Below are 25539 nucleotides of genomic sequence, written 5' to 3' on the forward strand. Positions count from 1 at the left end.
ATATCATATTCACAAGAGTAGACCTTACCAATAAACAGATTATATTTGTTAACATATTTATAATTTTGCCGTAACAGTAGGGGCATGCTGGGCAGTATTTGGCACACGGAGCATGAAGAGCCCGCCAATGATAAATAGGACCACTAAACTAAGCACACCAATATTTGTATTGCCGGTAATTTGCGTTGTGATTCCCATTAAAAATGGACCGGTAATAGCAGCAAATTTTCCAAAGATATTATAAAAGCCAAAAAATTCATTTGAAGACTCTTTTGGCACAAGTTTAGCGTAATAGGAGCGGCTTAAAGCTTGAATCCCACCCTGTGACGTACCTACCAGGATAGCCAATATCCAAAAATCAAGCGCTGACGTAATAAAATAAGCGTAGATACAAATAAATGTGTAGATTGCTATACCTACTAAAATCATGATTTTTTCATTGTATTTAGCTGCCAGTCTGGCATATAGCAAAGAGAATGGAGCGGCTATGACTTGCGTGACAAATAAAACAATTAACAAGGTAGTCGAGCTAAAGCCTAAATCAGTTCCATAGGCAGTCGACATCGTAATAATCGTATGCACACCATCAATATAAAAAAAATAAGCAATCAGGAAAATAAATAAATGACGATAGGCTCTGATATTTTGGAACGTAGCAAACAGGCGTTTAAAACTCATCCTGATTGGGTTTCTAACCCGTTCAATATAATATGTTTGTTGTACATTTCTTAACAGCGGAATCGTAAATAATCCCCACCATAGTGCTGTGATTATAAAGGCTGCTTGCATTGCTGCTGTAATGGAGAGTGGAATGATTTTTTGTTGAGCGAGCAGGGTGAGGGCAATCCCAATGATAAATGGAATGGTACTTCCTATATACCCCAATGCATATCCGTGAGCAGAGAGTTTACTCATTTTATTATCATCGGTCACATCTACTAAAAAGGCATCATAAAAAATATTTGCGCCTGCAAAACCAATGGAAGTGATGATGTAGCAAATCAATAAAATGATCCATTGATCAAAAGGTACGATTGCTAGCATGAAAGTGAAGAGTATCCCCAGTGAAAAAAAGAAAATAAAGAAACGTTTCTTAAATCCTTTAAAATCTGCAATTGTACCCAAGAGCGGTGCCAAAATAGAGATTAATAATGTACCAATAGAATTGGCATAACCCCAATAAGCAGTTGACGTAGCATTCGATATATTCGCTGCATCTGCGGCTGCTTTGAAATAAATAGGAAAGATGGCTGTCACGATTACAATTGAATAGGCTGAATTTGCCCAGTCATAAAAAGCCCAGCTTTTCTCCTGCTTTGTTAGTGAACTCATACCTTACCTCCTTTATTCTTTTGGCTGGATAAACGCTTCTATCACCTTTCCATCTGTTTCTCCCAGGGAGAGACCCAGCATAGCAGCTAATGTAGGACCTATATCGACAAGGTGCATGTTTGGAATGATTTGTCCGCTTGTGACTCCTTTGCCTGCTGCTATAAATACGGTGCTGTAATCTGGTTTTTGAGGAGAATATCCATGTGTGGCCAATGTATATTTGGGTTCACGCTTCACATCTTCTGCGCTTATATGCTTAATGAAATCGCCTTCATAAGATTCCGTGAAATAGAACCCTTTTCTTGCTTCAAGCATGAAGGCACAAGCTGGGTCTGCCCCTAAATTTTCTGCTTCAGTACCAGTCAGGATTTGTTCAATCCCGTTGTCTTTGTTCTCCATTAATTTAGTCAATAATGACTGAACTCGCTTGTAGGTACCGATATCTTCTTTATCTTTTACGTAAATATATGCTGATCCATCACAGGATTTACAATAAGCCTTCCAATTGATCAATTTTCCTTGTTTGTTAATATGTATAAAATTTTCCCGTTTAAATAGGGTGTTTACTTGTATCGCTTTATTTTCATCTAATGCACTGTGATCCCCAAGGACAATCACTGTTGTTTCTTCATATAATTGTATTTCTTTCAATGTGGTAATAATTTGGCCAAGACGTTCATTATGCCTTGTCAGTGCTTCATTAGCTTCGCTGGAATCAAATCCATGGTCATGTCGCTTTGAATCCAAATCTGTGAAATGAACAAGAAGTAAATGTGGCTGCTTCGTTTTGATTGTTTCAAGGCAAGAGGCCAGCACAAAGTCATCTAAATGTGGTTGACTCAGTCCCTGCCTCAGATGGCCGAATTTTTTATTCAGCTGCCATTGGTAGAGAGGACTGCCGCTGAAGAGTGAGACAAGCAGTTGAGTTTGCCAGGGTCTGTTTGGAAAAATTTCCGGCAAATTGTAATCGATGTTCGCACGGCCAGTGACAGGCCATAAAAGGGAAGCGGTTGTTAGGTTGGCCTTTTTTGCCTGATCATATAAAGTAGTGCCTTTAATAGAAGATCTGTACCATTGCCAATCAGGAGATTTCCGGCCGGGCTGAATAAGCGTATTGTTGATAATCCCATGTCTTTTCGGATAATTACCTGTGATGATGGATGTATGACAAGGATAGGTTAAAGAGGGGTAGATGGTTTGAACATGGTTTGCATAAGATCCTCTCTCAATTATATCCCTGAAGTGCGTTAAATTAGTTAATTTAGGAAAATCCAATGCAGATAAGCAATCAAAAGATATTACAATTATTCGCTTTGTTAGGCCGTTCATAGATACCTCCTTTCCGCTTTATCTTTTATTTTACTATTGTGTAATGAATTGTATAGTTTATTTTTTTTTGAAAATACATAAAATTGAGATATATTTATATATAATAGATGATTTTCAAGAAGTAAATTGTGTTATACTAATTGGTAAAAAGTATAACATATTAGTTTGAATTTTAAAAAAGTGGTGATACTATTAAGTTAACGAAAAAATTAATTGAGGTTGATTTAGAGAGGGAGATGAACAGAAAAATAACAGTCATTGCTTATATATTACGAATACATAACTAATTTATGGATAGAAGGGAATTGGCTGATGAACAAGAGGGAAATTGTATACGTTATATCTGATTCGGTAGGAGAAACAGCAGAATTTGTCGTAAAGGCGGTTGCCACACAGTTTAATGGCGGACAAGTAGATATTAGAAGAAATTCATATGTAAAAAGTGAAGAAGATATTGATGAAATTATCAATTTAGCAAAACAGGACTCCTCCATTATTGCGTACACCCTTGTTATTCCTTCCTTAAAAGAGCATGTGGATTTGCGGGCTAAAGAAGCGAATGTAGTAGCAGTTGATCTGTTATCTCCATTATTAAATGCATTTGAGGAAAAATTCCATAAGCCAGCCAATCATCTTTCAGGATTAACCAGACAATTGGATGAAGACTATTTTCGTAAGGTTGAAGCAGTTGAATTTGCCGTCAAGTACGATGATGGTAAAGATGCAAGGGGTCTTTTAAATGCAGATATTGTGATAATAGGAGTCTCAAGGACTTCAAAAACTCCATTATCGATGTATTTAGCACACAAAGGGTACAAGGTAGCCAATGTGCCTTTAGTTCCAGAAGTTTCACCGCCTGATGAGTTATTCAAAATTAAAAAGAGTAAATGTGTTGGTCTGATTATAACTCCAGACCAGTTAAATGCAATCCGTAAAGAAAGATTAAAATCATTAGGTTTAACCTCTCAGTCTAACTATGCCAGTTATGAGCGAATATTAGAGGAATTGGATTATGCCGAGAAAATTATGAAAAGAGTCGGCTGTCCGATCATTAATGTTTCCAATAAAGCTATTGAAGAAACAGCGAGTATTATTTTGGATATTTTAAAAGGTGAGAGGAGCTATGTATGATGACTAAATATGTTTATCTTTTTAACGAAGGAAATAGTAATATGAAAGATTTATTGGGTGGTAAAGGAGCTAATTTAGCTGAAATGACGAATATCGGTTTACCTGTACCATTTGGATTCACCATCAGTACAGAAGCCTGTAACTCTTATTATGAAAATGAAAAACAAATTACTGAAGAGATGGAAGAGCAAATTCTCGAGGCACTCCAAAATCTTGAACAGAGCACTGGTAAAAAGCTTGGCGACCCAACTGATCCCCTCTTAGTTTCTGTTAGATCAGGATCCGTCTTTTCAATGCCGGGTATGATGGATACTGTCTTAAATCTCGGTATGAATGATAAAACGGTTGTTGGCATGGCAGAGTTAACAGGAAATCCAAGGTTTGCTTATGACTCTTATCGTCGTTTCATTCAAATGTTCAGCGATGTGGTTTTGGGAGTTGATGGATTTTATTTTGAGCAATTGCTGGAAGATATACGTGAACAAAAAGGGTATCAAAATGATCCTGAATTAACCGCCGAAGATTGGAAAACAGTTATAGAAGGTTATAAAAATATTGTTAGAAAGCACACGAAACAAAGTTTCCCCGAAGACCCTCGTGAGCAAATGTTTTTAGCTGTTAAAGCGGTATTTGATTCTTGGAATAATCAGCGTGCAAAAGTGTACAGACGTTTAAATAAAATTCCTGGACATTTAGGAACAGCAGTTAATATTCAAAGCATGGTTTTTGGGAATATGGGTGAAGATTCCGGAACAGGAGTGGCATTTACCCGAAACCCATCCACCGGAGAGCATGTTTTATATGGGGAATATTTAATTAATGCTCAGGGAGAAGATGTAGTTGCGGGAATCAGGACACCACAGCCTATACATACCTTGGAAAATGATATGCCAGATGTTTTTGAACAATTCGTAAATACATGCAAGCAGCTTGAAAAACACTATTTGGATTTGCAGGATATAGAATTTACGGTTGAGCGTGGACAATTATACATTCTTCAAACGAGATCCGGTAAACGTACTGCACAGGCAGCCATTAGAATTGCTGTAGAAATGGTGCAGGAAGGGATCATCGATAAAAAAACAGCGCTGTTAAGAGTAGATCCGGAGCAATTGGATCAGCTACTCCACTCCCGAATTGATGACACTTATGAACGAAAACAACTGGCTAAAGGCCTTCCAGCATCACCAGGATCTGCTACAGGCCAAGTAGTATTTGATGCGAATGAAGCAGAAAGATTGGGCAATGACGGCCAAAAGGTCATTCTTGTCCGTCCTGAGACGACACCTGATGATATTCATGGAATAGTTGCTGCCCAGGCAATTGTTACAACCCGTGGGGGAATGACAAGCCATGCTGCCGTGGTAGCGAGAGGTATGGGAAAGCCATGTATCTGCGGCTGTGAGCCATTAAAGATTGATTTAAAAGAAAAGCAATTCAGAGTTGGCGATACAGTAGTGAACCATCATGATACCATTACGATAGATGGATCTACAGGTGAAATCATGCTTGGAGAGATTCCAATGATTGATCCAGAATTATCGGATGAATTTTTAACTTTATTATCATGGGCGGATGAAACTAGAAAACTAGGGGTACGTGCAAATGCCGACAATCCAGAGGATGCAAGAAAGGCTCTCGAATTTGGGGCTGGCGGAATCGGACTATGTCGAACAGAGCATATGTTCATGGATGCAAAACGTGTACCGTTTGTCCAACAAATGATTCTTTCTGAGACCATTGCGGAAAGAAATAAAGCATTAGAATATTTATTGCCAATGCAGCAAGAGGATTTTGAAGGCATTTTTGAAGCCATGCAGGGAAATCCGGTTACTATTCGCTTATTAGATCCACCATTACATGAATTCTTACCTGATAAAGAAGAATTAATCATCGAAGTGACGAAGCTTCAAATTACTGATCCTGATTCAAAGGAATTAATGAAAAAAGAGCAACTGTTAAAAAAGGTTCGTCAATTGGATGAATTTAATCCTATGCTTGGACATCGCGGTTGCCGATTAGGCATGATTCATCCAGAAATATACGGCATGCAGGCAAAAGCTATTTTCTATGCGATTGCTAACTTAATGGAGCGCGGTATTCCGGTTCAGCCTGAGATCATGATTCCGCTTGTTGGACATGTGAATGAATTGAAACAAATGCGACAATTGGTGATGGATACAGCGATTCAGGTAGAGGCAGAAACGGACAAAAAGTTCCAGTACACGATTGGTACTATGATTGAAATCCCAAGGGCAGCACTTACTGCTGATCAAATTGCCAAAGAGGCAGACTTCTTCTCATTCGGTACTAACGATTTAACCCAAACAACTTTTGGATACAGCCGTGATGATGCGGAAGGGAAGTTTTTACAAACATATATAGAAGAAAAAGTCCTGCCTGAAAACCCTTTTGCAGTGTTAGACCAAGATGGTGTAGGTAAGCTGGTCGAAATGGGAGTGAAATTGGGCAGACAAACAAAACCTGAATTAAAAACTGGCATATGCGGGGAGCATGGCGGAGAAAAAATATCAATCGACTTCTGTTATAAAGCCGGTTTAGACTATGTAAGCTGTTCGCCTTATCGTGTTCCATTGGCAAGGCTGGCAGCTGCACAGGCAACTTTGCGATATGATGATATAAAGGAAGCCGTGACTAATTAATTATTTGTTTATCTAAGAAGCGCTGTATCAGGCGCTTCCTTTTTTTATGATTAAAAAATAAACAAAGGGGTATAAAATAGTTGAAAGTCAAAAAAGGTCAGAGTATAATGTAATTAAGGTCAAAGATAGTCAAAGTCAAATTGACCAATTTTCAAATGAGTTTAGTAACTGTAAAACGATAAAATAAATTTAGAATTATAAGGAGGATACATCTATGGTTTGCGAAAAATGCCAACAAAACCAAGCAACTGTACAGATGCAATTAAGGGTGAATGGACATCAGGAAAATCATCATTTGTGTTCTTCATGCTATAAAGAGGAACGCAATAAATTAGGAGCTCAAATGGGAGGAATGAATTTACATCCATTTAAGCCATTTACATTAGAATCATTTTTCAACCAGGGTAACGGAGATTCATTTATGTCAGATATGTCTGGCTCAATGGACCAGACAAATCACAACCAGCATAAACAGGTCAGAACACAAACACAGCCGCCTAATGGTGGAGGATTACTTGATCAATACGGTCGTAACTTAACTTATAATGCAAAAGCAGGACTCATTGATCCAGTGATTGGACGTGAAGAAGAGGTTAAACGTGTAATTGAGATATTGAACAGACGTACGAAAAATAATCCAGTCCTGATCGGTGAACCAGGGGTTGGTAAAACAGCGATTGCTGAAGGACTTGCGCTTAAAATTGCGGAAGGGAATGTTCCCTTAAAACTAAAGGATAAAGAAGTATATCTGCTTGATGTTGCTTCCTTAGTATCCAATACTGGTATTCGTGGGCAATTTGAGGAACGGATGAAGCAGCTTATTCAAGAATTGCAAACAAGAAAAAATGTGATTCTGTTTATTGACGAAATTCATCAGCTTGTAGGTGCCGGATCTGCAGAAGGCTCCATGGATGCAGGGAATATTCTGAAACCAGCGCTTGCGCGTGGAGAGTTACAATTAGTAGGTGCAACAACATTAAATGAGTATCGTCAAATTGAAAAAGATGGGGCACTTGAAAGACGTTTCCAACCAGTAATGGTTAATGAGCCTACAACTGCAGAAGCGTTAGATATTCTAAAAGGATTAAGAGAAAGATATGAATCCTACCATTCCGTTGAATTTAGTGATGAAGTATTAGAAGCAGCGGTAGAACTGTCACACCGCTATATTCAAGATCGTTTCTTGCCGGATAAAGCCATTGACTTAATGGATGAAGCTGGTTCTAAATTGAATTTGACAATTGAAAATCAAGGTGAAGAATCAGTAAAAGAAAGATTGGCGCAAATTCACAAAGAAAAAGAACAGGCATTAAAAACAGAAGCCTATGAACAGGCTGCCAAACTTCGAGACGAAGAAGAAAAACTTGAAAATATGCTTAAAACAGGAACTGGTGAAAAGCCGAAGGTAACTGTAGAAGATATCCAGAAAATCATCGAACAGAAAACAGGTATACCAGTAGGTAAGCTACAAGAGGATGAAGCTGTTCGAATGAATAAGCTTCAAGAGGAACTTAAAAATAAAGTAATCGGTCAGGATGAGGCCGTTCAAAAAGTGGCGAAAGCTGTTCGTCGGAGCCGTGCCGGCTTAAAAGCCAAAAATCGCCCAATTGGATCATTCTTATTTGTAGGTCCGACTGGAGTTGGGAAGACTGAGCTATCAAAAGCATTGGCAGAAGAATTGTTTGGCACAAAAGACTCTATGATTCGTTTAGATATGAGTGAATATATGGAGAAACACAGTGTGTCTAAATTAATCGGTTCTCCTCCGGGATATGTCGGACATGAAGAAGCCGGACAATTAACCGAAAAGGTTCGCCGTAAACCATATAGCATCATTCTTTTGGATGAAATTGAAAAAGCTCATCCAGATGTGATGCACATGTTCTTGCAAATCCTTGAAGATGGACGTTTAACAGACAGTCAGGGACGCACAGTAAACTTTAAAGACACAGTGATTATCATGACAAGTAATGCAGGAGTCGGTGAGAAAGTTAAGAAAGTTGGTTTTGGAGCAGGAGGAGTAGAGGAAGAAGTATCTATTCTTCAATCTCTTGGCAGCTACTTCAAGCCTGAATTTTTAAACCGTTTTGATAGCATCATTGAGTTTAAATCATTAACAAAAGAAAACTTACTTGAAATTGTAGATATTATGCTTGCTGAACTATATGAAATGCTTGATCATGAAGGATTTAAACTGACCATAACAGATGAAGTAAAAGAAAAACTGGCTGAGCTTGGATATAATCCTGCTTTTGGAGCACGTCCATTACGTCGAGTTATTCAGGAACAACTTGAGGATGGAATTGCGGATTGTGTCTTCAATCACCCAGACAAGAGAACATTTAAAGCAGAAGTGATCAAAAACGAAATAAAAGTAGTGACTGTCTAATAAAAATGCCTCCTATCCTTGAGATAGGAGGCATTTTTTGATGAGATTTTGTTCTTTAAGCTATCATAGTTTTGAAATAGGATACTAACTTCTAATCTTACTATTATTCTTCATTATCAGTATTTTTCTTTCGCAGTAACTGTTTTACGCTGCGTTTTTTTAACTTAGGTGTCAATACATAGAGAAAATCGCCTTCTTTGATCACTGTGTCACCGGTAGGGGTAACCAATTTGTCATCTCTTATGATTGCATTGACCAATGTATGGTCAGGGAATGGTATTTCAATTAGTGTTTTCCCAATCAAGAAAGAGTCCGGTTCCATTTGATATTTCACCATTTCAGCATTGGCCTTACCCAGTGAGACAATTTCAAGTGAATGCTTAGGGGTTTCACTGGCAGGCTCGGCTAATCCAAGTTTGCCAGCCACGAAGGATATGGTGGATCCTTGTATTAAACAACTTGTTAATACAACAAAGAAGACAACATTAAAAATCAGGTGGCTGTCTCCAATGTTTGCAAGTAAGGGAAATGTCGCCAGGACAATTGGTACGGAGCCTTTTAAGCCAGCCCAGGATAAAAATACTTTCTCTTTAAAATTGAAATTCATTTTAATAGTAGAAATGAATACAGCTGCCGGCCTTGCAATCAGGATTAAAATAACAGAAAGCAATAAGCCTTTTAAGATAATTTCAAGTGAAAATAAATCGTCGGGATTAACAAGTAAGCCTAATATAATGAACATTAAAATTTGCATCATCCAGGCAAATCCTTCGGCAAAGAATTGTGTAGCTTTTTCATAGGCGACCTCAGAGTTTCCAATGATAATAGCCATTACATAGACGGCCAGTAATCCACTTCCGTTTAGATTCGCAGTAATACCGTATGTTAATAAAGCGAATGTAACAGCGAAAACAGGGTAAAGGCCAGTTGATTCCAAATTGATCCGATTAAGCACAGCAACGGCTATTTTCCCGAATATCCATCCAAGCAGTAAACCAAGTCCCATCTGGACAATAAAAGATCCAATTAGATTAACTACATTTACTTCAGAAGAGGTAATCATTTCAATACAGGACACGGTTAAAAAGATTGCCATCGGGTCATTGGAACCAGATTCAGCCTCTAATGTTTTACCTGAATGGTCTTGTATGTTTTGTCCTTTTAATACAGCAAATACTGCTGCTGCATCCGTTGATCCAACAATTGAACCGAATAACATAGCTATCAGCCAATCAACATTAAGAATATAATGAGCTGCTATCGTAACTATTGCAGAGGTTATCAAAACACCAATGGTTGCCAGTGAAAGGGAAGGGAGAATAATTGGCCGCAATGATTTCCATTTAGTTTGTATTCCACCTTCAAACAAAATAATAATCAAGGCCAGAACACCAATCGTTTGTGCTAATCCTGCATTCGAAAAATTAATTACGCCGAAGGTATCATTTCCCATGGCCATTCCGACCAGTATAAAAAAGACGAGTGAAGGGACTCCTAATTTTGCTGAGAATTTGGTAGACAGAATTCCGAGGATTAATAGGATCGCTGCTATTAAAATATAAAAATCAGTTGTTAGTACTTCAGATGGCATGAACAATCGACTCACTTTCTGTAAATCTATATAAGCTGTTAATAGAATATATATACCTATCTCCATAATTGCATAATCTTCAAACTTGTTTTTTGAGAATTGCTTTTTATTGAAAGGGAGCAGAAGAGGGGAGAAAATGAAAAACAGGTGCTTTTTTAGCACCTGCTTTCATTAGCGTTTGATAACTACTTTTTCATTTTCAACATCAAATTGTTGAACATCCGCCTTGCTGGCAATTTGAAAATCGCCGATAATGGTATGTTTTAAGGCGAATGATGATAGGGCAAAATTAATGATTTCTTGAGGACTGTATTGATTGTTGATTCCATATAATACGCCAGCTACAAATGAATCGCCCGTACCGATTCGATCAAGAACATTTACTTTAACCGGACCTGCTGTGAAGTGCTCTGTTTCAGTTATAATGGCACATCGTAATTCTTGTACATTGTTACCAAGAATATTTCTTTCAGTTGTGTAAATTTGGTCAAACTGATACTCTTTTTGAAACTCTTTTAATAAAGCGATTTTTTCTTCGAATGTGTTAACTTCTCTTTTTTCCTGTCTGATTGTTAGAACGTCCAGGTAACTTCCGATAATAACATCAATATATGGCAGGATTTCGATGTAAGCTTTTCTTGCTTCATCTAATGTCCATAATTTTGCACGATAGTTAAAGTCAAAGCTGATTTTAATGCCTTTTTGTTTTGCCGCCTTGACCAATTCCATAGTCGTTTCACGTGCATTTTTACTTGCACCTAAACTAATTCCGCTGACATGGAGCCATTTAACTTCGGAAAGCATCGCTTCAAAATCATAATCATTTGGCAAAGCTTCAACAAAAGCGGAGTTTTGGCGATCATAAGTGACTTCTGTAGGTCTGATGGAATGACCTTGTTCAACAAAATATAAGCCCATTTTCTTGCCTTTATAGACGATATGATTAGTGTTTACACCATATTTTCTTAACTGTGTGACAGCGGCAAGTCCAAGGTTATTATCTGGTAAGCAAGTAGCATAGGAGGTTTTTTCACCCCAATGACTGAGAGCGACAGCAATATTTGCTTCAGAACCACCATACATCATATCCAGCTGGCTTGCCTGAATTAACATTTGATGATTGGTTGGTGTTAAACGCAACAGCATTTCACCAAATAACATGATTGATTTCAATACGTGCACCTTCTTTATTTGACTAAGAATATAGGAAAGATAGCGACCGGGTATAAACCCAGATCGCTATTTCCATTTTTTAAATTAAGCTTTTTTAATTTTAATTAACTCTTTGTTAATGGCATACATCATTTTTTCAGTAAATATATCATCCGCCATGGATGCCAGCATATCAATTGACATACCTTCTGCCATACCGAACATTGGATTATCCTCATTGAATCCTTTTAAATACTTCTCTAATACTTTCTTAGTTTCTTCATTTTTATATAACTCACCGAGTGTATTGCGAGTAGAATATACATCATCAGTGATAACAAGTTCTTCAATTTCCATGTCTTCATCTAAATCAGGCATGTCAAACCAGTTAGCAACCACTCCGCCAGCATCACTTTCTGGAACTAGGTAGCTTGGATTTGGCTCATCCACTTTATTGAAGTGAGCAGTATCTTCGAATGTATTTCCTTCGGATGTACCGATTGCCTTTACAGTATTCATGCCGTCTTCCAGTGCCACATCATTAAAGGTAAAGGCAGCGCGGTTACGTTCTGCTGTATAGGTAGTCCCGTTTACTACTAACGTTACATCCTCGCAGTTAGAATACACTTTAACTGTAATTTTTTCGTCTGCACGGTCTACAAATCGTTTGCTTGTAATATGCACGAATTTTTCATCAGACCAATTTGCTTTGTACATATAGAATGCATCTTTTTTAATTTTACGGTCGTAAGTCATTAAACCTTTATTATTTCTGCCTTTTACACCGCCTTCATCACGAATGTTGGCTCCGAAATCAAACATATTCCATACATATGTTGACCAAAGGAATGGGCGGTCAGCGAATATATTCCATACAGTTTCATGATATAGAGTATGGTATTCTTCTGTGTAATCTTTTACTTTTGGATCGTTTGTATGGTACTGGATAATACCTTCTGCACCGTACTCAGAGATACCAAGGCTAACTTGTGGGTTCGTTGCATGATAAGCATCAATCCACTCAGCAAAATCTTCTGCCTTACCTTGATACCATCCGTAATATTTATTGTAACCAATCGTGTCGGTGATATAGTTGTATTCATCTGTATCAGGAACAAACATAACGTTGGCCTGTGTAGTTAAACGTGTTGGATCTTCTTTTTTCGTTAACTCATTAAGTTCTTTAACAAGTTTTCTTACTTCTGGTCTGTTACCGCCAATTTGAATCTCATTTTGAACACCCCAGAACATAATGGAAGGGTGGTTGTAATTTTGTCTGATTAACTCAACCATTTGTTGTTTAGCGTTTATACCCTCAAGCTCAGTCTTGGACATGATAGAGATAAACGGAATCTCGGCCCAAACAACCATACCTTCACGGTCACATAAATCATAGAAATATTGATCGTGTTGGTAGTGAGCCAAACGAATGGAAGTAGCGCCCACTTCTTTGATAAATTCCATATCTTCTTTGTGCTCTTTTTTAGTGATTGCCCAGCCCATATCTTTACGATCCTGGTGACGGGAAACCCCATTCAGACGAAGGTGTTCTCCATTTAAGAAGAAGCCTTTTTCAGGGTCCACTTTAAAGTAACGGACACCAAATGGAATGGAAAGTTCATCAATTACATCGTTATAGCTTGTTAAAGATAGGTTAGCTTCATACATATAGGCATTTTTACGGCCATTCCAAAGGATTGGGTTTTCGATTTTGATTGGCAATTCAACAACAGTAGTTTGTCCTGCTGGAAGAACAATCTCTTTTGCTCCATAAGCAGCTGTCTTACCTTCTGCATCAAGCATATCAGCCCATAAACGAACTTTTTTCTCTTCTTCATGATCATTTGTAAGTCTAGTTTTTAGGGTAATGGATGCTTGTTCCTTCGTCACTTCATCTTGAACGATATAAACACCTTGGGAACCATGATCCATTAAATCAAAGTGAACATGGCTAGCAATAACTAAATTAACATCACGGTAAATTCCGCCAAAGAAAGTGAAGTCAGCCATTTGAGGATATACATCTTCAACAACTGTATTGTCGACTTTTACGGCAATCGTATTTTTACCTCCGAAAGTAACAACATCTGTAATATCGAATCTGAAAATAGAGTAACCGCCACGATGTTGGCCAAGGTGTTGTCCATTAACATAAACGTCTGTGACACTATTGCTTCCATTAAATTCGATATATACTTTATTGCCGGCATTTATAGTATCTACAGTAAATTCTTTTCTGTACCAGCATGCTCCTTTATAAAAATCAAATCCATTTGCGCCATCAATCGCATTCCACGTATGAGGGACGTTTACGGACTCCCAATTAGCATCATCATAAACTTGGTTCATTGCATCTTGTACGTTTTCTTTAATGAATTTCCATGCGTCATTCAGATTAATTACTTTTCTCATGTATTGAACTCCCTGTTTATAAATTAATTCAGTAAACAATCAGGATATAAGAACAGATTGTCTTCATATATAGTGTTTACTGAATTAATTTCATTATAGGTATTAATTTTAGAAAAATATCGTACAATTTTTGTTTTTTTAGTATTATTTTTAGTTCGTGATGGCGTTTTCATTGTATAATGAAAATAAAAAAGTGAATTTTAAAGGATGATTTAGATTGAATCAGGAACAGATAAAAGTATACGCTCAGCTATGTAATCTGGTCAGTTCAATTGTTAAATTGGATGTAAAACTGCTTGACCTGGATGGAAATAAAATTATCCTAATGGCTAAACACCAGATACCAAGTGGATTGGCAAATAACGAAGAGGAAAATAAATCAATCACGGAATTTTTAAAGGCAAGTAATAAAAATGAATATTTACATTATATTAATTCGGCTAAATTGGAATGTATTTTTGCTGGAATCTGGAAAGATGATCAATATGCAGGCACAGTGATGGTTGGCCCTTTTTTGTCTGATTTACCTTCAGATTTATTTATCAGCCAAATTATCTCCTCTCAAAGTTTACCCATTAGTGACAGAAAGCAATATCAAGATTTCTACGAGACTTTATCAATCCTAAGTGATGAAGAAATAAGAAGTATTGGAGAGTTATTAGTAAATTTGTGTCCTCACGACTATATTTCGTCATCACAGCTGGTTACACCGACTATTAATAAACAAAGTAATCCAGTAAAACCTATTCAGCATGAAGAAGAGGATCGTGAAAAGATCATTGAACACCGTTATAAAATAGAAAAAAGAATTATAGATGCCATTGCAAGAGGGGATAAGGAAGGGGCATTAAACCAATTAACGGGTTTAACTGATGTACATCTAAAAAATAGGGTGCCGGAAAATCCAATTCGATCGACTAAAAATTTAACGTTTGTTCAGAATACATTATTTAGAATTGCTGCTGAAAAAGGCGGAGTTCATCCGGTTTATCTACATGATATTTCAGAAAAATATGCTATTCTGATTGAAAGAGCAGATAATCTTCCATATTTACACAAGCTTATGAGGAGTATGCTTGATGCATATTGTGAACTCGTCAATGAGTTCTCAACACGAAAGTTTAGTCCAATTGTCAAAAATGCTGTGCAATATATTAATTTCAATTTGGAAAGCCCCTTGATGCTTAATGAAATAGCAGAGTCTATTCATGTGAACCCATCACATTTATCAAAAAAATTTAAAATGGAGACAGGCAAAAGTATCACCGATTTCATCAATTTAAAAAGAATAGAGGCGGCCAAGTTATATTTATTAAATGGAAATATGTCAATCACAGATGTTGCTTACCTAGTTGGATTTAATGATGTAAATTACTTTAGTAGGATTTTTAAACGGATTACATCTATGACACCTTCTCAATATGTAAAAGGAACCGGATTAACAGGTGAGTAAATTTTTTTCTACGGCATAATAGACCCGAATTAATAATTCTATTTAATTAGTAAGATTGGCCATACACTTAATAATAGAAAGAGAGAATCAATCTTTGAAAGTAATAGACTATCTGAAGGAGAAATTTCCATCTATCGAATTAATGCCAAGTATATATAATCAATGGGACATAGGAATCCACTTTACGCTCGGTGGCACTAATTATCAGTTCAAAAAAAATGGTGAACTAAATTGTGAAAGATTTAGGCTAGTGTACAAGCAACTTGATACGATCTTTAATCAATTATTTGAGCAATATGATGACGTATTCCTTGTAACGAATATGTACACGTATAAAACTAATGTAAAGCATACGAGAAAGTTGAAGGTATATGAACCTTTTCTAAAGTATAGAAATTCTTTAAATCATATTCAGGTGAGAACATGTCCATATCCTTTTGAGTTAGATGAAGAAGAATATGAAACGCAGCAATTTTCCTTATTGTGTAAAACAAAGGACATACGCATAACTGAATTATTAAAAGCAGCAACTCACGAAGATTTTCCTCTAAAGCCAAGATTCGGAGGGGACGCCATTCATTATCCGGATGTCTTCTTAGTGAACATCACTAAAGACCTTATTTTATTTGTCTATGATGACCGTGGGTGTGAGGTTGTTGCTATAGACGCTGAACGACTGCGCCCGCTATATGAACAACATAAGGATTGGGTGGAAGATGTGGATCGGCAGAAGATTGAACGAGCGTTGAACCGGAGAAGCAATTGATAAATTAAAAGAAGTGCAGTCATCGTCTATGATGCTGCACTTCTGCTGTATTGCTTATTTTTTCTGATGCAATATATACATATTACCTTGGTCCCAGTTTAATTAATAAAATCACCTTAAATTATAACTGGCTGTTTGGCATAAATGCTGAACAGTTTTTTTGCCGATTTCAAAATAGCAGAGAAAGAATTTTGTCGAATCTTTTTCATAATTAACAGCAGGTTATTTACATAAATGTAACGAAATGGTAATAGTCTTCAATTTAAAAATCAGTGAAGACAAAAAGGGGAGAAAGAATGAAAAAGATAGTAGCTGTCATAGCCGCTACCGCATTGCTGCTCACGTCGGGTACAAGTGGGGTATTTGCTGCGGCAAAGGTGAGTTCAATAAACCAAAAGGGAGATGAAATCCGCAGTTCCGAAAAAATTTACAAACCAACAACGAAGAAATATGACGAATATATTCAGGCAGACACCTTGGTTATTAAGCATAGTGGATCGTTATCTAAGAAAACCCTGACCAAATATAAGGGGAAAGTGATGAAGGCTGGCGGGAACCTTGGTTATTCAGTTGTAAAATTTAAAACAGCATCCGCAGCTAAACAAGCTTACACGGAATTAAGTAAATCTAATTCGGTCACATCGATTTCGCCGAGCGTAAAGTATAAAACTTCTTCTGTCAAAACCGATCCTAAGATCAGTCAACAATATTATAACAAGCTGTTAAACTTACCTGCTGCACAGAAAAAAGCAGGGAAAAATAAAGTATTGGTGGCTGTGATTGATACGGGAATTGATAAAAATCATCCTGAATTAAAAAACAAAATTGTATCAAGCTATAATGTCCATAATCCAGTTAACGCCTCATTGCCGGAGGATCATGGCACACATGTAGCCGGCATAATTGCAGCTGAGAAGAATAATGGAATTGGCGGATATGGCATAAATCCAAATGCCTCGGTTTTATCTATTGATGTATTTAATAGAGAATGGGGTGCGTATGATTACAATATCGCAGAAGGTGTTTTATATGCGATTAAAAAGAAAGCGAAGGTAATTAATTTAAGCTTAGGTGGCCCATTCAGTTCACCGGTTCTTGAAGCCGCAATCAAAAAAGCGAAAGCGGCTGGAATTGTGATTGTTGCTGCGGCTGGTAATGAAGGATCTGATATGAAAGGTTACCCGGCTGCATATGAAGGAGTCATTAGTGTCGGTGCTGTGAATAAAAGCAAAACACTGACATCCTGGTCATCCTATGGTGTATCGACAGATTTGGTAGCACCTGGGGATAATGTTTATGCACCAATCTATGATTATGAGAAAAAATCGACTTTTGCTTCATTTAGCGGCACATCGATGGCAGCTCCAATGGTGACTGGTACGGTTTCTTTATTATTATCTAAATATCCTAAATTAAAACCGGAACAGGTAGAATACATCTTGAAGAAAACAGCTACCGATTTGAGTACGAAGGGCTACGATAAGAAATATGGATATGGACTAATCAACCCATCATCTGCTTTAAGCTTTGATATTAAAAAAATTCCATCCTTAACTACTGCCGTGTGGAATAAGGATACAATTATGAAAAGTGCTAAAACGGTTGGCAGCAGCTATACGGTGAAAAAAACATTTATGAAACCTTTGGAACAGCACTGGATTAAGCATACCGTAAAAAAAGGTGAAACATATCAAATCAATTTAATGGGATCTAAAGTGTTTGATTCCCAAATACTTGTGAATATGTATGGAAAGGATAAATCAAGCACGAAAAAAATCGATGATGTCACTGAAGGTAAAACAGAGGGTTATTACTTTAAAGCACCATACGATGGTACTTTGACCGTTGGTGTTAAAGATATTAGCGGAAATTACGATGTGGCCGGAAGCAAATTATCTGAATATGAATTAGTATTCAAAAAAGTAACTGTTTCAAAAGATGAATCCGGTAAAGAAAACCCGATTATAATACCAAAATTGTCATATGATACTACCGGTAAAAAAATGCATCTTGTTGGCGAAAATGGAGATGATGATTATTTTCAATTTACAACGGGTGAAAAAGAGGAAAACATTAAGCTTTCTGTAAATGGTACACCTGGTGCAGACGTCAGCATGTTTGTCTATGCTTTGACAGACATTAGAGATGAAGAGGAGTTGGAAGAAAAGGAGGAAATTACTGAAGGTGAGGGTATGAGTAAGGAAGCAGATGGAGACATAGAGGATGGTAACTCAGAAGAAGAGCCAACGCATGTTAATATTCTTGAACAGGAAATTAACAGCGGCACCATCGGAGAAAGTGAACAGGATGTATTCACTGCTGAGCCTAAAACAACCTATACCATTAAAATTTCTAACAAATATGAAGGATATTCCGAAAGTTTCTTTGACTTTTTTATCCTTTCAGAAGGATTCGAATCATCGGCTACCAAGATAACTGGTGCAATCAGACAAAACGGTGATCCCTATATTTTCAAGGCCAGCCTAGTCAAAATGCCAGCGGACGAGGATGGAATTCATTCCATTTATGATCGTGATGAAGAGTATGACGAAGAAGAAGAATATGTTGGTGATGATGAAGAATATTGGGAAGAAGAAGGCGACGATGAAGTAATTGAAATGCTGAATGAAATGGCCATTCCGTATAAATTAACAAGTGAAAAATCGGGTTATTTACAGTCACGCTATGATGAAGATTGGTATAAAGTCAATGTAACATCAGCAGGAATCCATGCCTTTGATTTAGGTACAGCTAAACATTCGTACTCCATTTATCAGGTCGTTGAATCTGAAGGTGAAGACGGAAATGAAATCCGTTTACTAGAAGCAGTTGCTGATAATTATGATCCATTTACCGGCAAAAAGCTTAATACGTTTTATGCCTCACTTGAAGCTGGAAAAACCTATTATATGAAGATTGAGATGGATTGGATGTCTGATTCCTATTCTACGGATAAATATTTCTTTGAATCAAGATTGGTAGGTAAGCCTGCTGATAAATACGAGAACAACGATTCTATGAAAAACGTAAAGACTCTTCCTGGTACTACTGTTAAAGGAGATTACGCAAAATTATCGGATACGGATCTGTTTAGATACACAGCCAAAGCATCTGGTAACTATGCATTAACGGTGGATAATAATAAACCAAGCACACCAGGACTCCCTGCACTAGTTAAAGGTGATGTTTATTCGTATATTGCCGTAATGGAAGATAAAAATAATAACAAGAATGTAGATGATGCGGATTTAGATACGATTAAATATATAGATTCCTATTATGATCCTGCAGGTGCATATGGCTCACATTATTTCCAAAAGGGTAAAGCGTATTTTATCGCGATTATGGGTGATGGGGAATATTTACCATTCTCTTTAACTCAATATACGTTTAAGCTCAGTCAAGTGAATCACAAAGATGAAGATGCCGGGACTGTTATTAAGAAAAATAAACCATCAAAACCAATCAGCTTTAAGAAATCGAAGGGAAAATGGGAGAAAACAGGCCGATTTAACGCATTTAATACAAAGAAAAATGATGAAGATTGGTACAAGCTTAAAGTGGATAAAGCCTTCAGCGGTCAAATCACTTTAAGTGGCGGCAGGGAATTGGATGGAGCCTTTGAGGTTTATCAAAATGGCAAAAAAATCGCCGGCTCTGACCGATATGCTGGAAATGATACAGAAGTTTTAAATATCAGTCTTAAAAAAGGTACCTATTATATAAAATTAAAAGATGCTCAAGGTTCTGCTTCTCTGTCACCGTACACAATCCGCGTGCAAGAAAAGAAATAGGTACTTAGAAGGTTTCCAGGTTTTCTGGAAACCTTTTTTACACTTCTTCCTTCTGAATGGGGAGTTGGTTTTGAAGATTTCGTTCGTTTTTAATTAGTTTGACAAGAATGCTCCAGAATTGTTTTTGGATAATGGGATCTGATGTGATTGGCTTAATTTTCTCCCATAAATGATGAAGGTCATTCTGTCTCATGTTTTTCACCCCACTTTTGCTTTGCCATCTTTTTGCATATTTTTTTGATGAAACGATTCGGATGAGAATTGGATAGTTCTTTTATTAGTTTGGATGCTATTTCTTGATCTGTTTGGTGTTGACTTTGAGAAATCAATATACGAGCCATTGACGAAATAGCCATTATATCTGAATCTCTTAATGTAGCCAATTGGCTGGCCGCCTTTAACTCTTCCGGTGTTTTTTTAAACGGTGAAAGAGTAGTTAAAGAGTAGCTTATTTCATTATTTAAGTCACTTATAATTGCATCGATTGATTCTGGTTTTTCTATATTCAATGAAAATCTCCTTTCAGAATAACTATGTTGTTATTTTTTAAGCTTACTATAAAGGCTATTGCGGAGTAAAAGATTGAGCAAAAAGCATGATTAGATTATTCATGGTGTGAATAACTATCGTATTTCATTAATAAAAATTTTTTGAATTATTATAATATTGTAAAATAATTGAAACTTTCAGTGATATTCAACCGTATAAAATGGTAAGATTATCCTAGGAGGTTGATAAGATGTTTGAGTTTTTTAAACGAATGAAGACGGTGGTCAGTTCAGAATTGTATGCACTCATTGAAAAAGCAGAAGATCCCATTAAAATGGCCGACCAATACCTAAGAGAAATGAATCATGAAATTGAAGAAGCAGAGAAGACAACTGCAAAGGTCATGGCTGAGGAGAAATTAACCCACAGAAAAATCACCGATTTAAAATTACTGATTGAAAAACGTAATACTCAGGCAATGGAAGCCATTCAAGCTGGTAAAGAGACGCTTGCAAAACAAGCTTTAGAAAACAAACTTCAGCTCGGGATTGAGCTTGCCTCATTGGAGAATTTGCATGAACAGGCTAAACAAAATGTCAAGGATTTGCAAAATCGACTGCGAGAAATGAAAGCTGATTATCAGGAACTTGTGATGCGCAGAGATACATTAAAGGCAAGAGCGCTTTCTGCTAAAGTGCAAGCTTCAGTAAATCGTTCTTTCCATACAGAAAGTCGAAATTCGGCCAAAGCTGGATTTGAACGAATGGAACAAAAAGTAATGGAATATGAAGCAGAAGCGGAAGTCAGTAAAGAGCTTAAAAGTAATCATCTTGAAATTGATAATGAGTTTAAAAAGATGGAAACCGAAAAATTAGTTGAATCAGAATTACAAAGATTAAAGGATTCATTGAATAGCGAAAAATAACTGATAAAGGGTTGATTAGTATGGAATTTTTAGGGGTGGAATTAGCTGATTTTTTCTTATATTCACTGATTATATCCGGTATCCTTACGTTTTTCTTCATATTATTTAATGATCTGTTTGCCGGATTAGACCTCCCTGACTTTTTAAACCCAACCCTTATACTAAGCTTTTTGACCATTGCAAGCGGATCAGGGTATGTGCTTGTTTCTTTAACCTCATTGCGGGCACTTCCCATTTTTTTTATTTCCTTCGCAATTGCTTTTATACTTGTCTCTATTATTAATCTATTCGTTTTAGTCCCCTTGTCGGCAGCTCATGAATCTTTAACGATAACCGAGGATGAACTAAAGGGACGGTTGGGAAAAGTGATAACATCAGTACCTGTTAATGGGTATGGTGAAGTATTAATAACAAGTAAAAGCGGAACGTTTTCAAAGCCGGCCGTAAGTTTTGACCAAGAAGCGATACCATCTGAGACAAAGGTATTAATCATTGATATCCAAAATGGTGTTCTGCATGTCAGTCCACATGAAGAATTAAATGAACTGGGATAGGAGAGTGGGAGTAGTATGACATTAATCTACGGTATTGTTGGTGCAGTGGTATTTATTTTATTAGCCCTTATAGGAGTTTTTGTTACAAAATATAGAACAGCTGGTCCTGATGAAGCATTGATTGTCACGGGCAGTTACTTAGGCAGTAAAAATGTACATATTGATGAATCCGGAAATCGAATCAAAATTGTACGCGGAGGAGGGACCTTCGTTCTTCCAGTATTCCAGCAAGCTGAGCCGTTGAGCTTATTATCGAGTAAATTAGAGGTTTCAACACCGGAAGTATATACCGAACAGGGTGTGCCGGTAATGGCCGATGGTGTATCCATTATTAAAATAGGTAATACCATTTCTGAAATTGCAACGGCTGCTGAACAATTTTTAGGGAAAACGAAGGATGACCGTGAACAGGAAGCAAGAGAAGTACTGGAAGGGCATCTACGCTCCATTCTTGGTTCGATGACAGTTGAGGAAATCTATAAAAACCGTGAAAAATTTTCACAGGAAGTGCAGAGGGTTGCCTCACAGGATTTAGCGAAAATGGGATTGGTTATCGTTTCATTTACAATTAAAGATGTACGTGATAAAAATGGATATTTGGAATCGCTTGGTAAACCGAGAATAGCTCAGGTGAAAAGGGATGCGGATATCGCAACAGCCGAAGCCGATAAAGAAACACGGATCAAACGGGCTGAAGCATCCAAGGAAGCGCAAAAAGCTGAACTTGAACGTGCAACTGAAATCGCAGAGGCAGAAAAATTAAATCAATTGAAAATTGCTGAATTCAGACGTGAACAGGATATTGCTAAAGCAAAAGCCGATCAGGCATATGATTTGGAGACTGCACGTTCTAAGCAAGATGTTACGGAACAAGAGATGCAAATTAAAATCATTGAGCGGCAGAAGCTGATTGAATTAGAAGAAAAAGAAATTTTACGCCGTGAAAAGCAATATGATTCTGAAGTGAAGAAAAAGGCGGATGCAGATCGCTACGCAGTTGAACAAGCAGCTTCTGCGGAAAAAACAAAGCAATTAACTGAAGCCGATGCCAATCAATATCGCATCGAAGCAATGGCGAGAGCGGAAGCAGAGAGAGTACGTTTAGATGGTCTTGCAAAAGCAGAAGCACAAAGAGCACAAGGGGTTTCCGAAGCGGATATCATTCGTTTAAAAGGTTTGGCGGAAGCGGAAGCAAAGCAAAAAATCGCAGAAGCCTTCGAGCAATTTGGTCAGGCTGCTGTTATGGATATGATGTTAAAAATGCTTCCGGAATATGCAAGGGAAGTGGCTAAACCGCTGAGCAGTATTGATAAAATTACGATTGTTGATACAGGGAGCGGCGGTACAGGCGGCGGCGCCAATAAAGTGACCGGATATGCGACGAATTTAATGGCAACTTTACAAGAGTCATTAAAAGCATCCTCCGGTATCGACATGAAAGAGTTAATTGAAAGCTTTGCAGGTAAAAATTCAGGCGTCAGTCCCAGAATAAACCTTGAAGAAGAGTTGGCTAAAACTGAGATTCCTATTGTTAAGGGACTTGATCGTACTCCAGATCAACTCTAAATAAACAAACCTGAGTTCATATGGGCTCAGGTTGTTTCTTGTTTATTACGGATATTAGGATTGAATAAACTCAAAATCTTCTAGAGTATATAACCATTATTCAGAAATACGCTTAACCGTGATTTCTAATTCTATGTCTACATTGTCTTTGAGAGCACGGCTGACCATGCAGGATGCTTCAGCTTTTTGGGCTAGTTTTTGGACAAGTCCGATATCTTCTTTTGTTGCAGAGTCCTTTAGTATAATCGTTGGCCGATGAATGATCTTTTTATAGGTAAACACACCGTTTGTTACATCGACAATTCCCGCTGACTGTAAGGTTAACCCTTCTTTTTCTAAATAGCTGCGTTCCATCATGGCTGCCAGCGTAATAATATAACAGGTTGCTGCAGCACCAAGTAACATTTCATCAGGATTTGTTCCGATTCCAGGTCCATCCATTTCCTCCGGTATCGAAACTTTAGTATGAAGGTTTTTAGTATGTATTTCTCCTATATCGTTTCGTAATCCAGGCCAAACAGCCTCTAAAATAAATTGATGCTCTGCCATTATAAAGTCCCCTTTATTTTACTATTATCTTCATTTTAATGCGTAAATGAATCTTATTCACACAAAGTGCTTAAATATAGTTGAAAAGGAGTTTTTATTTTTAATCGTCTAACCATACTTTAGGACAAGGTTGGAACATATTATTATGTTAGAAAATTAATGGTTGAAGATCTATTTTTGTAGAACAGTATCCTTTAGGGAGTGAAAACATACAGTGCAAATTCAACTAGTGGTTATATTTTCACTTTATGATATTTTTATATACTATATTAGATAATATTACATATAGTAATGCTAATAATATTCATTGTTTCATTGACTAAACAATATTTGACAGTGGGTATTTTATATTTGACATATTCCTGACACATTATATGATTATAGTATTGTTAACAGACAACATAAATTTTATTTCGATAGGAGTTATATTATGACCAACGAGACAAAGAATACTTCAGATACAGAAGAGAAAGCTACTGAAATAAAAACAGATCAAACAAAAAAACGTAAAAATAAAAAATGGATTGCTGGTATTGCAGCAGCTGCCGTATTAACTGCAGCTATAGCTGGCGGAGCATATGCTTATACTAAATCTCAAACAGTAGGCAGTGTCAATGGCGACCGTATTACTAAAAGTGAATTATATGACACAATGGCCAATGTGTATGGAGCTTCTGCTGTAGATAGCTTAGTTACGATGAAGGTTATTGAAAAGGAAGCAGATGAGCGCAATATAAAAGTTAATGATAGTGAAATTAATAAAGAAGTAGATGCATATATAGAAAGCTATGGTGGAGAGGATGCTTTAAAATCAGCACTTGAAGCTAGCAGTTTAACTCTTGATGATTTAAAAGAGGATATAGCGGTAAATATTAAAATCGAAAAGTTAATGCAGGAAGATATTGAAATCACTGAGGATGAAGTAAAAGCTTATTATGAAGAGAATAAAGCAAATTATGATCAATCTGAACAAGTTGAAGTTAGCCACATCCTTGTTGAAGACGAAGACAAAGCAAAGGAATTATTGAAAAAAATCAAAGACGGCGAGGATTTTGCTGAACTCGCCAAAGAAAATTCCACTGATACAGCATCTGCTGAAAATGGTGGAGAGCTCGGCTATATTTCTGAAGGAGAAATGGTAGAAGAGTTTGAAAAAGCAGCATTCGCTTTAGAAGTTGATGAAGTAAGTGATGTGGTTAAATCAGAATATGGCTACCACATTATTAAAGCTACAGGCCATAAAGAAGCTAAAGAATCCACTTATGAAGAATCAAAAGAGGATGCTAAAGAAGCCGCTCTAAGCGAAAAGATATCTTCTGAGTACAGCACATGGTTGGAAGATTTAAAGAAAGATTATAAAATTAAAAATAAATTTGAATAATTATGTATAAATGATTAAGAGCAAGCCGTTACTGGTTTGCTCTTTTTTGTTTGAGAAGAAGAA

The 25539-nt window shown here is 37.0% G+C and carries 18 protein-coding genes; 10 read left to right on the forward strand and 8 right to left on the reverse strand.

All coding sequences use genetic code 11. The features are described 5' to 3' along the window. Positions 1–57: 57 nt before the first annotated feature. Together FHY45_RS11065 and FHY45_RS11070 are read right to left on the reverse strand one after the other, a co-directional pair. A complete protein-coding gene (locus tag FHY45_RS11065; protein ID WP_066103586.1) occupies positions 58–1332 on the reverse strand; it encodes an MFS transporter in 1275 nt (424 codons plus the stop codon). Positions 1333–1344: 12 nt separating this feature from the next. Continuing rightward, entirely contained in the window at positions 1345–2661 is a 1317-nt protein-coding gene (locus FHY45_RS11070; RefSeq protein ID WP_066103587.1) for an alkaline phosphatase family protein, read from the reverse strand. A gap of 312 nt (positions 2662–2973) precedes the next feature. On the opposite strand from FHY45_RS11070, the gene FHY45_RS11075 reads away from it, so the two are divergent. From FHY45_RS11075 to FHY45_RS11085, 3 genes are all read left to right on the forward strand, one after another. Further along, complete coding sequence (locus FHY45_RS11075; RefSeq protein WP_066103589.1) at positions 2974–3792, forward strand: pyruvate, water dikinase regulatory protein; 819 nt, start codon at positions 2974–2976, stop codon at positions 3790–3792. Next, positions 3792–6455 carry a pyruvate, phosphate dikinase gene (gene ppdK / locus FHY45_RS11080; protein WP_066103591.1) on the forward strand — a complete coding sequence of 888 codons (2664 nt, stop codon included), beginning with the start codon at positions 3792–3794 and terminating at the stop codon, positions 6453–6455. The genes FHY45_RS11075 and ppdK overlap by 1 nt, the downstream gene beginning before the upstream one ends. Before the next feature lie 214 nt (positions 6456–6669). Continuing rightward, positions 6670–8844, forward strand: coding sequence for an ATP-dependent Clp protease ATP-binding subunit (locus FHY45_RS11085; protein ID WP_066103592.1), 2175 nt, complete (start codon positions 6670–6672; stop codon positions 8842–8844). Positions 8845–8947: 103 nt separating this feature from the next. On the opposite strand, the gene FHY45_RS11090 is transcribed toward FHY45_RS11085, so the two are convergent. The 3 genes from FHY45_RS11090 to FHY45_RS11100 form a co-directional block, all read right to left on the reverse strand. Beyond that, positions 8948–10435 (reverse strand): potassium/proton antiporter, encoded by a 1488-nt coding sequence (locus tag FHY45_RS11090; protein WP_139892017.1) that lies wholly within the window; start codon positions 10433–10435, stop codon positions 8948–8950. Positions 10436–10606: 171 nt separating this feature from the next. Then, on the reverse strand, positions 10607–11608 hold the full coding sequence (locus FHY45_RS11095; RefSeq protein ID WP_066103594.1) for a sugar kinase: 1002 nt from the start codon (positions 11606–11608) through the stop codon (positions 10607–10609). 84 nt (positions 11609–11692) lie between these two features. Then, positions 11693–13999, reverse strand: coding sequence for a glycoside hydrolase family 2 protein (locus FHY45_RS11100; protein WP_139891884.1), 2307 nt, complete (start codon positions 13997–13999; stop codon positions 11693–11695). 217 nt (positions 14000–14216) lie between these two features. Between FHY45_RS11100 and FHY45_RS11105 the strand changes: the two genes are divergently transcribed. The 3 genes from FHY45_RS11105 (at position 14217) to FHY45_RS11115 (ending at position 20012) form a co-directional block, all read left to right on the forward strand. After that, positions 14217–15452, forward strand: coding sequence for a helix-turn-helix domain-containing protein (locus FHY45_RS11105; protein WP_066103598.1), 1236 nt, complete (start codon positions 14217–14219; stop codon positions 15450–15452). Between the two features lie 94 nt (positions 15453–15546). Beyond that, positions 15547–16218, forward strand: a complete 672-nt coding sequence (locus FHY45_RS11110) for a DUF3885 domain-containing protein (RefSeq protein WP_139891885.1) — start codon at positions 15547–15549, stop codon at positions 16216–16218. A 296-nt stretch (positions 16219–16514) separates the two neighbouring features. Further along, positions 16515–20012, forward strand: a complete 3498-nt coding sequence (locus tag FHY45_RS11115; RefSeq protein ID WP_139891886.1) for a S8 family peptidase — start codon at positions 16515–16517, stop codon at positions 20010–20012. A gap of 37 nt (positions 20013–20049) precedes the next feature. Here FHY45_RS11115 and FHY45_RS20550 read toward each other — a convergent pair whose 3' ends face one another. Together FHY45_RS20550 and FHY45_RS11120 are read right to left on the reverse strand one after the other, a co-directional pair. After that, positions 20050–20205 (reverse strand): hypothetical protein, encoded by a 156-nt coding sequence (locus FHY45_RS20550; protein WP_175354253.1) that lies wholly within the window; start codon positions 20203–20205, stop codon positions 20050–20052. Next, a complete protein-coding gene (locus FHY45_RS11120; protein ID WP_066103604.1) occupies positions 20192–20521 on the reverse strand; it encodes a hypothetical protein in 330 nt (109 codons plus the stop codon). Before FHY45_RS11120 ends, FHY45_RS20550 begins: the two co-directional genes overlap by 14 nt. A 230-nt stretch (positions 20522–20751) precedes the next feature. Between FHY45_RS11120 and FHY45_RS11125 the strand changes: the two genes are divergently transcribed. The 3 genes from FHY45_RS11125 to FHY45_RS11135 are packed head-to-tail and all read left to right on the forward strand — an operon-like array spanning position 20752 to position 23546. After that, positions 20752–21426, forward strand: a complete 675-nt coding sequence (locus tag FHY45_RS11125; protein WP_066103606.1) for a PspA/IM30 family protein — start codon at positions 20752–20754, stop codon at positions 21424–21426. Positions 21427–21446: 20 nt separating this feature from the next. Further along, positions 21447–21980 carry an NfeD family protein gene (locus FHY45_RS11130; protein WP_066103608.1) on the forward strand — a complete coding sequence of 178 codons (534 nt, stop codon included), beginning with the start codon at positions 21447–21449 and terminating at the stop codon, positions 21978–21980. 15 nt (positions 21981–21995) lie between these two features. Beyond that, complete coding sequence (locus tag FHY45_RS11135; protein WP_066103610.1) at positions 21996–23546, forward strand: flotillin lipid rafts scaffold protein FloT; 1551 nt, start codon at positions 21996–21998, stop codon at positions 23544–23546. Positions 23547–23642: 96 nt separating this feature from the next. Here the strand turns inward: FHY45_RS11135 and FHY45_RS11140 are convergent, their stop codons facing one another. Beyond that, positions 23643–24095 (reverse strand): OsmC family protein, encoded by a 453-nt coding sequence (locus FHY45_RS11140; protein ID WP_066103613.1) that lies wholly within the window; start codon positions 24093–24095, stop codon positions 23643–23645. 430 nt (positions 24096–24525) lie between these two features. Here FHY45_RS11140 and FHY45_RS11145 point away from each other — a divergent pair, with 430 nt between their 5' ends. Continuing rightward, a complete protein-coding gene (locus tag FHY45_RS11145) occupies positions 24526–25476 on the forward strand; it encodes a peptidylprolyl isomerase (RefSeq protein ID WP_077248015.1) in 951 nt (316 codons plus the stop codon). Positions 25477–25539: the final 63 nt, after the last annotated feature.

This window comes from Bacillus sp. D386 (assembly GCF_006346415.1).